The sequence below is a fragment of the Streptomyces misionensis genome (assembly GCF_007896895.1).
Classification (GTDB): domain Bacteria; phylum Actinomycetota; class Actinomycetes; order Streptomycetales; family Streptomycetaceae; genus Streptomyces; species Streptomyces misionensis_A.
In genome coordinates, this window is sequence record NZ_VOGW01000119.1 from 1 (window position 1) to 9,200 (window position 9,200).

The 9,200-nt window shown below is 66.5% G+C and carries 7 protein-coding genes; 4 read left to right on the plus strand and 3 right to left on the minus strand.

The genetic code is table 11. The annotated features are described in order from the left end of the window. Positions 1-68: 68 nt before the first annotated feature. Positions 69-833 (minus strand): TIGR03943 family putative permease subunit, encoded by a 765-nt coding sequence (locus tag FRZ03_RS20915; RefSeq protein WP_146466687.1) that lies wholly within the window; start codon positions 831-833, stop codon positions 69-71. Further along, a complete protein-coding gene (locus tag FRZ03_RS20920) occupies positions 830-1,861 on the minus strand; it encodes a permease (protein WP_146466688.1) in 1,032 nt (343 codons plus the stop codon). Before FRZ03_RS20920 ends, FRZ03_RS20915 begins: the two co-directional genes overlap by 4 nt. Before the next feature lie 173 nt (positions 1,862-2,034). Here FRZ03_RS20920 and FRZ03_RS20925 point away from each other — a divergent pair, with 173 nt between their 5' ends. The 4 genes from FRZ03_RS20925 to FRZ03_RS20940 all read left to right on the plus strand — a co-directional run bounded on the left by FRZ03_RS20925 (position 2,035) and on the right by FRZ03_RS20940 (position 8,327). After that, positions 2,035-3,045 (plus strand): hypothetical protein, encoded by a 1,011-nt coding sequence (locus FRZ03_RS20925; protein WP_146466689.1) that lies wholly within the window; start codon positions 2,035-2,037, stop codon positions 3,043-3,045. 133 nt (positions 3,046-3,178) lie between these two features. After that, positions 3,179-6,328: a DEAD/DEAH box helicase gene (locus FRZ03_RS20930; protein ID WP_186785541.1), complete on the plus strand. Its 3,150-nt coding sequence runs from the start codon at positions 3,179-3,181 to the stop codon at positions 6,326-6,328. Between the two features lie 38 nt (positions 6,329-6,366). Further along, positions 6,367-7,365 (plus strand): SRA domain-containing endonuclease, encoded by a 999-nt coding sequence (locus FRZ03_RS20935; protein WP_146466690.1) that lies wholly within the window; start codon positions 6,367-6,369, stop codon positions 7,363-7,365. 8 nt (positions 7,366-7,373) lie between these two features. Further along, on the plus strand, positions 7,374-8,327 hold the full coding sequence (locus FRZ03_RS20940; protein ID WP_146466691.1) for a hypothetical protein: 954 nt from the start codon (positions 7,374-7,376) through the stop codon (positions 8,325-8,327). Positions 8,328-8,355: 28 nt separating this feature from the next. On the opposite strand, the gene FRZ03_RS20945 is transcribed toward FRZ03_RS20940, so the two are convergent. Next, on the minus strand, positions 8,356-8,796 hold the full coding sequence (locus FRZ03_RS20945) for a DUF2267 domain-containing protein (RefSeq protein WP_146466697.1): 441 nt from the start codon (positions 8,794-8,796) through the stop codon (positions 8,356-8,358). Between the last annotated feature and the right edge of the window lie 404 nt (positions 8,797-9,200).

Here is a 9,200-nt window from a genome sequence, read left to right on the forward strand (position 1 = left end):
GCACCGCGCTTAGGGCCTGCCTTCCGGAGGGAGCGTCGCCCTCAAGCGACGGCGGCCGTCACGGCGCTTCAGGACCCCCCGGACCGCGCGGTGGGCAGCGGAAGGGCGTCCTGGTAGCCGTTGATCGGCCGGGGCACCTTCGTGACCGTACCGGCGTCCAGCGCGACCTGCGCCGAGCCGGTGCCCAGGGTGCCCGAGGGGTGCCAGCTCCCGGTGACCGACACCCAGGTGTCGGTGGGCAGCACGGGTCCGCCGTAGATCCGCACCTTCACCGACTGGGCGTCCGCCGCGCAGCAGTTGATGATGATGCGCGTCAGGTCCCAGCCGTCCTTCCCGCGGGGCGTGACGATGCCGGTCATCAGGACGGTGCGGCCCTTGACGGCCCGGGTGCGGTCCTGCCGTACCCGGCGGGTGAAGTCGGACAGGGTCATCGGCAGCGGCGAGGTGGCGGGCAGCGGGGCGAACGCGCTCGCCCCGCCGACGGGTTTGGCCGGCTGCCGGGAGGCGGTGTAGGCGCCGAGGGCGGGCGGCGCGTAGAAGAGCAGGCTGAGCACGGGGAGCAGCAACAGCCAGGCGACGCGCGGCATCCCGGAATGGTCGTGCCCGTGCCCGTGGCCGTGCTGATGCCCCTTTCCTTCGGCGTCCCGGCGCCGCCCCTTCCGGTCGAGGAGGGCGCCGGCGATCCCCAGCAGGACCAGCACCACGCCCGAGGCGATGAGCAGGGGCCGCATGCTCTCCTTGACGTAGCGCAGGCACAGATCGGTGCCGAGGGAGATGTGCAGCAGCCCGAGCCCGCACAGCACGAGCAGCGCCGCCTGGTACGACCGTTTCACAGGAGTGCACCTCCGAGCAGCGCGCTGCACACGACGGCGACGACGAGGGTGGCGGCGCAGAACCGCACGGCGAAGGCCCGCCCGAACGTCCCCGCCTGCAAGGCGATCAGCTTCAGGTCGACCATGGGGCCCACCACCATGAACGCCAGCCGCGCGACCGGCGGGAACCCGGTGAGCGAGGCGGCGAGGAAGGCGTCCGCCTCCGAGCAGACGGCGAGCAGCACGGCGAGGGCGGCCAGGAAGAGCACGGACAGCCAGGGCGTCCCGGCGAAGGTGTCGAGCACGGAGCGCGGGACGGCGACGTTGAAGGTGGCCGCCGCCATGGCGCCGAGCACGAGGAAGCCGCCGGCGTGCAGGAAGTCGTGCTGGAACCCGAGCCGGAACTCGTCCCAGCGGCTGTGCCCCGCCTGGTGCCCGGTGTGCCGTACGGACGGCCGCAGCCACTCGCTCCGTCCGAACCGCAGCCACAGCCAGCCCATGACGACGGCGGTGGCGAGCGAGGCCAGCAACCGGGCCAGCACCATGGCGGGGTCGCCGGGGAAGGCGATCGCGGTCGCGGTGAGGACGACCGGGTTGACGGCCGGCGCGGACAGCAGGAAAGCGAACGCGGCGGCCGGGGTGACCCCGCGCCCGATGAGGCTGTTGGCGACGGGCACGGAGGCGCACTCGCACCCCGGCAGCACGACCCCCGCCACCCCCGCCACCGGCACCGCGAGCACGGGCCGCCGGGGCAGCATCCGCCGGAACACCCGCTCGGGCACGAAGGCGTTGATCGCCCCGGACAGGGCCGTACCCAGCAGCAGGAACGGCAGCGCCTGCACGGTGACCGCCAGACACACGGTCCGCCACGCCTGCACCGCCGGGGCGTCGCCCCACCGCCCGACGAGGAAGAGCAGGGTCCCGGGCACGACGGCGGCGCCGACGAGCAGCAGCGGCCAGAACCGGGGCGGCGCGCTCGCGGCCGTCCCCTCCCGAGCCGCTGCCGGGCCCTCCTGATCGGCGTGGACCAGTTCCCCCGTCAACCGCATCCCGACCCCACGTCCAGATGTCCGCGCGGACGGGTGCCCGCGTGGATGTCGCTGTCGGAACAGAAGATAGCGACCGCGCCTGTGGGCGGGTGCCGTGCACCCCGGTACGGCCCGCGGGTGCTCCTGCCCACCGCGCCGCACGTTTGTCGGCGCCCGGCAGTACGGTGTCCCCCATGCGCCCCGACACGCCTGCCGAGAACGTCGACCACACCGCCGAAGCGGCACGCCTGGAGCGGACCGCCGGCCTGTACCCGGAGGACGCCGAGGCCCTGCTCCTGCGGGCGGCGGCCCACCTGGAGCTGTCCGGCGACCGCCCCGCGGCCACCACGCTCTACGACCGCCTGCTGTCCGCCCCGGGCACCCTGGAGAACCCGTCCCTGGTACGGGCCCTGAAGGCGGCCAACCTCTGGGAGTACGGCCATGAGGCAGAGGCCAGGGCGATCATCGAGGGCATCCGCACCACGGCCCCGCGCGACCCGGGCCCGTGGCTGATCGTCGCGGAGTCGCTGGAGTCCCACGACGAGCTGGAGGCGGCGGAGGACACCTTCACCGAGGCGGCGCGGCTCCTGCTGCCCGACGCTCCGGAGACCCCGCTCCCCCTGCACCCCCTCCTCCACGGCCGCCACCGCGTCCGCCGGATGCGGGGCCTGCCGCACGACGACTGGGACACCCTGGCCGACACCCTGCACACCGGCCCGGTCACCCTGGACGAACTGCACGACCCGAAACGCGTCTGGTCCCTGGGCTCCGACAACCCGGCCGAGCTCCAGGCCGAGATCTCCCGCCTCCGCGCCGAACTGGGCACCTACCGCGAGGCCCTCTCCCGCCCCTTCCCGGTCGCCGTCCTCCACTGGCCGGCCCCGGAACTGGCGGAACTTCTCTCGGCCTACCCCGCCCTCGCCACGGAGTACCCCTCCCACGAGGCCCACCTCGCGACCATAGAGTCCTCCCTGCGCGAACTCTCCAACTCGGGCACGGCCAACCTCGGCATCGTCACCGGCACCGTCCCCTCCTACGAAGCCTTCGCCGCCTCCGAAGCCACCTCCCCGGACGACCCGACCCTGCTCCCCCAGTACGCCACGACCCTGGCCTCCCGGGGCCGAGCGGTGGCCTGGCCGCCGGAGACGGGGGCGGGGTGCTGGTGCGGGTCGGAGGAGGCGTATGAGGGGTGTCACGGGGCTTAGCGGCCTCGCACACCGGCCAACTCCCGTGCACGGCCCCTGCTGTCAGTGGCTGCTGTTACAACTGATCCATGCTGGGACGCCGGGTCGTGCCCAAGCATCATGAGGGATTGGGGAAGCAGCCGTGGCAGAGCCGATGGACCCGTCGGAGCCGATCGCGGGCGTCTACGAGAAGCTGATCACGCAGGATGTGCGTGATGAGTTGGCTCGGTTCGAGGCAGCCGGCTGGACGGCCATTGACGCCGAGGTCAGTGTCGAGTCAGCGCCCCATGTGCTGGCTCGCTACATCGGCGATGCGGTCAGGCAGAAGTTGGCTCAGCTTCCACCCGAGGAACGCGTCAAGACGGCGAATCGCGTCCTTGAGGCCCTGGCGACTACCACCCCCACTGATGTGAGCACCACGGACGTGGATACGGTGAGCGCGATTATTGATGGTCCGCGGCAACTGCTCACTTTGGCTAAGCCGGAGGCGCCAGGTGTCTACGCCCTGCGCCCCTTGACCCCGCTGTCCGAGACCTCGCTCATCACCAACTCACCAGAGGATGTGAGCCTCGGCGCCGAGCTCAGGGCGGAGCTTGCTACGGCCGACCGCATCGATCTGCTCTGTGCGTTCGTGAAGTGGTACGGCATTCGCGTGCTGGAAGACTCACTGCGCGCGGCGCGGGAGCGCGGCGTACCGATTCGGGTGATCACGACCACGTACATCGGCGCCACCGACCGCCAGGCGCTCGACCGCCTGGTGCGGGACTTCGGCGCCACCGTCAAGGTCAACTACGAGATCCGATCCACTCGGCTGCATGCCAAGGCCTGGCTGTTCAGGCGCAAGACGAGCTTTGACACGGCGTACGTCGGCAGCTCCAACCTCTCGAAGGCAGCCCTTCTCGACGGCTTGGAGTGGAATGTGCGCCTGTCGTCCGTGGCGACACCCGCAGTGCTGGACAAGTTTGAGGCGACGTTCGATGCGTACTGGAGCGATCCGGCCTTCGAGACGTACGACCCCGATCTCCATGGCACCCGCCTCGATCAGGCGCTGGCCCAGGCGAGTGGAGCTACCTCGGGCGCGGATGTGAAGATCAGTCTTTCCGGTCTAGAAGTACGTCCCTATCCCCACCAGCAAGACATGCTGGAACGGCTCACAGTCGAGCGGGAACTCCGTGGCCGACACCGCAACCTCCTCGTCGCAGCGACCGGTACCGGGAAGACGGTCATGGCCGCGCTGGACTATCGAAACCTGTGCCGCAACCAAGACGGTGCTGGCCGACCCACGCTGCTGTTCGTCGCCCACCGCAAGGAGATCCTCAAGCAGTCGCTTCGTACCTACCGAGAGGTGCTGGACGATGCGTCGTTTGGTGAGCTGCTACACGCAGGGCAGGACCCGAAGGAGTGGAAGCACGTCTTCGCCAGCGTCCAGTCCCTCAATGTTCGGCGCCTGGAACAGCTAGCCCCTGATCACTTCGACATCATCGTCATCGACGAGTTCCACCACGCCACTGCCACCACCTACCAGCGGGTGATCGGCCACTTCACGCCGACGGAACTGCTGGGCCTGACAGCCACCCCTGAGCGGATGGACGGCCTTAATGTCCAGGATGAGTTCTTCGAGGGTCGAATCGCAGCCGAGATGCGGCTCTGGGAAGCCCTGGAAAATGACCTGCTCTGTCCCTTCCACTACTTCGGCATCCCCGACGGCACCGATCTGACGAATCTCGGTTGGCAGAGGGGCTCCTACACCGACCAGGACCTGGACAACCTCTACACCGGCAACGACGCGCGCGCCCGGATCGTGCTGAAGCAGATCCGAGACAAGGTCTCCCGCCCAGGCTCCATGCGGGCACTGGGCTTCTGCGTGAGCAAGGCGCACGCCCGCTTCATGGCTGACTTCTTCCAGAAGGCCGGCCTCAACGCGGTAGCGCTCGACAGTGACTCGCCCTCCGACGTACGCGCCCAGGCACTGACCGACCTGAGGGACGGCAAGCTCCAGGTAATCTTCTCGGTCGACCTGTTCAACGAGGGACTCGACATCCCTGACGTCGACACCCTGCTGCTTCTGCGCCCCACGAACAGTGCCACCGTCTTCTTGCAGCAGCTGGGCCGAGGGCTACGGCGAACCGAGTCCAAGCCCGTGCTCACAGTCCTTGACTTCATCGGACAGCACCGAGCAGAGTTCCGCTTCGAGGAACAGTTCCGTGCACTGACCAACCTGTCCCGCAACCGCCTCCTCGAACATATCGAGCGAGACTTCCCTCAACTGCCGTCCGGCTGCCAAATCATCCTCGAAGGCAAGTCCAAAGACCTCGTCATCAGCAACATCCGGACCCAGTTGGGCGCCACGGTGAAGACCCTGGTGAAGGAGGTCAGGACCTATGGAACTCCGCGCCTCTCCGACTACCTCCAGGAAAGCCGTCGCGAGATCAAGGAGCTCTACAAGAGCGACAACTCATGGACGACGGTGCTGCGCCGAGCCGGCCTCATCGATGAACCCGCCTCCCCCGCGGAAGCTGCACTCCTCAAGCGGATCCACGCCTTCCTCCACGTAGACGACCCGGAGCGCGCGGCTGCCTACCTCCGGCTACTCCAGGACGACGCACCACCGTACGAGGACCTGAGTCCGACCGACCAGTCGTATGCCCGCATGCTGTTCTTCAACCTCTGGGACAACGCGGGCGGCTTCACCAACTACCAGGAGGGTCTGGAGTCTCTTCGTCTCCAGCGAGCCTTCCGGGACGAACTCCGGCAGGTGATCTCCCATGTCATGGACCAGGCCGACCATGTCCCCCTCCCCCTGATCGGCCGCCTCAGCGAGGTGCCGCTGCGGGTCCACAGCGCCTACAATCGCTCGGAGATCCTCGCCGCCCTCGGCGTCGCCCGCCTTGGCGGACAAATGCCACGCTCCTTTGCACAAGGTGTGCAATGGGTTGAAGACCTGCAAACAGATGCCCTGCTCATCACGCTAGAAAAGAACGAGAAGGACTTCTCACCCACCATCCGCTACAAGGACTACGCCCTGAGCCAAAAGCTCTTCCACTGGGAGTCCCAGAACGCAACGGCCGCCAGTTCCCCCACTGGTCTCCGCTACCAGCACCACCAGGAACGCGGCAGCCACGTTCTCCTCTTCATGCGGCGCTACAAGAACACTGACATCGGCAAGTCCCAGCCGTGGATGCTCCTTGGCCCTGCCACCTACGACCACCACACCGGAAGCAAGCCCATGTCCATCACCTGGCGTCTCGAGCACGACCTCCCGGCCGACGTGTGGACCTACGCGGCGATCAACGCCGCCAGTTGAGCAACTTCGTTGTCAGTGCGATCAGTTAACGTCAGTACATGGGCATAGCGTCGATCACACCTGGACTTCTGACCACGCGAGCAGAGATGGACCAACTGTTCGGTGGAGGGAACCAAGGAGGGATTCTTCCGTCCACAAAGACCCCAAATATCCTTATTTACGTAGACCACGACAGCGGTAAGGAGTACGGCTACGAGGATGGTTGGCTGGCGGAGGAGGACGAGTTCGGGCCGATCTTCGAGTACACAGGCCAAGGCACCAGCGGGGACCAAACGTTTCTGGGGACGAAGGGGTCTCGCAACGCCGCTGTCCTGTACCACGCGGAGACCGGAAGATCCCTGCGCGTCTTTGTGGCAGAGGGGAAGGTTCCCGGCTCAAGCTCCAGCGCCAAGCAGCAGCGGTACATCGGCGAGTTCGCCTTGGATCCCAACCTGCCCTACACCGTACGTGAGGCGCACGGAAAGGATCAGGTGCAGCGTCGCATCATCGTCTTCCGCCTGCGCCCCAAAGGTGCGTTTGAGCGCCTGCCCAAGGATGCCGTTACGCGCGCCGAAACGACCACTGCAGACAGGGTCTTGGCGACCGTCGCAGAGCCCCGGATGGACGAACCCAAGCGGGTTGCCACCAAGAGAAAGCTAGTATCGGAAAGCCGCCGGGCGGCTCAGCCCAGCGTGATTGCCGAGCATCGCCAGTCAGACCTTCGGGACGCATATCTCAAGGAGCTCACCGGGCAAGGGCATGAGGTATTCGCCTTCCAAATAAAGATCGCCGGCACGACGACCACTCTCACGACTGATCTCTACGACGCCACCACGAATGAGCTCTATTCGGTGCGCGGGGAGAGCTCTCGCGAGGAAGTGCGTGCGGCGGTAGGCCAGCTCAAAGATTATGTGCGCCATCTGAGGCCACGCCCTCCCAAGTTGGTCACGCTGCTCCCAGAAAAGCCGCAGGATGACTTGGCGAACCTTCTCCACACAGAAGGGATTGACCTGGTTTTCCGGGATGGTAGCGATTACATGCGAAGCGCAGCGAAGTAGGCAGCGCCATGGCGACTTCACCGGAACACGAATACCTATCAAATGCCGCCCTCCGCATCATGGAGAGCGCATCAAACTCTGGCCTCTTCGGCTATACCGAAGGCCAACGCAAGCTCTTTGATTTCTCGTGCGACCTCAAGAAGGATTGGTCGAAAGTAGTCGTAGGGCAGACGCTGTGGAAGCATGACGGTGACGGCATCGACAAGGACCTCAGGACCCTGCTCAACGAGCAGGACGTCGCGGCCGCCGTTTACATAGCGCGTCATAAGAGCCGGCTCCGGGCACGCTTTGCCGAAGTGACGCAGTCCTACCTCGACACACCCATGCGAGACCGACTGTCCCGCTTACGCGTTTTCTGGATCCCTGCGGATTTCAATACAGACGACGAAAAGGTCGTAGCGTCAACATACAAAGCATTACAGGAAGAAATCACACGGGATCTCCTCTTGCATGTGACCCTTGGGGGATTGACACCGCGGGACGTCATACGCTTTGCCTCCGCCAAGCGGCCCGGCCTCCAGATCGCCATTCTTTCGTACATAAAGAAGAACGGTCACCGCAGCCATAAAAATACAGCAGGGGCATTGGGCCGACGTTCGACCATCGTAGCATCCGAAACCGAACGACTCTTCATGACAGGCTTCCTGGAAAGCGAGAGTCTACAGGGCGGCGTATATAAAATCACCGCGAGCGGCCAGGCGATGCTCGACATCTGTTCGCGCCTGCGGGATTACCTCAACGGCAAGCTCGGCGAGGGAAACAAAAATGCACACCTCGAATATATATGCGGCTTGCTGGGTATCGATTATCCTTCAATACCGATCAACACCCCCCTCGTAGGCGAGGACGTCATACATCAACTACAAAACCCCACTTTCCTCCTCTTGCAACATGTAGCCCAAGCCGATTCAGACGGACTTGTCGATTGGCCTGCCCCTTACTTCGCCTTGCCATCGAATTAGCCTGCCCGGCACATGGCCGGGCAGGTCGTCACAGGGCTGCGGAGGAGCTGGCCGTGGTCGCCAGTTCAGCCCTTCCGAACAACAGCGCGTAACCCGGCGGGAGTTGGGCCAGGATGCTGGTGGTCAGCGAAGGGCCGATCGTCTCGGCGAGGGTGCTCAGGACGGAGCTGACGTCCCAGCGGGCCGTTGCCGGGGTCGCGCCCTCGATGCGGGTGGCTATCGACTCCACGAACTCGCGTGCCGTCAGCGGATGGGTCGCCGGGATCTGGGAGGCGATCACCCGGCCGGCCTCGCGGGGCAGGGCCTGGGCCAGGGCGACGCGTTCGTCGCCGGTCACGTGGCCGCCGAGGGCCGAGAGGACGATACGGGTGACGCGCTCGGCCTCCGCCCGTGTCGTGTACTGACCTGCCTCACGGACGGACTCGGTCAGTTCCTGCCAGCGGGTCGAGTCGGTGGTTCCCGGCTTCATCGCCGACTCGGGGGTTCTCGGCTTCTTCGCCGACTCGGTGGCCACCGGCTTCACGGCCGTCTCAGCGGCTCCCGGTCGCATCGCCGTCTCGGTGACCACCGGCTTCATCGCCGACTCGGTTGTTCCCCGCTTGTTCGCCGACCCGGTGGCCACCGGCTTCACGGCCGTCTCAGCGGCTCCCGGCCGCATCGCCGTCTCGGGGGTTCTCGGCTTCGTCACCGTCGTGGTCATCGTCATGACTCCTTCTCCGGGGCACGTCGGGCGGGTGCCGGCCGCCCGGCGGGGTGGCGAACCACGGGATCTACCGGACGCCCGGCACCCGCCCGCCGTGCCCCGGGGAAGGAGGCATGACGAGGACCACGACGGGGCCGACGCCGAGAACCCCCGCGACGGCGGGGCGGCCG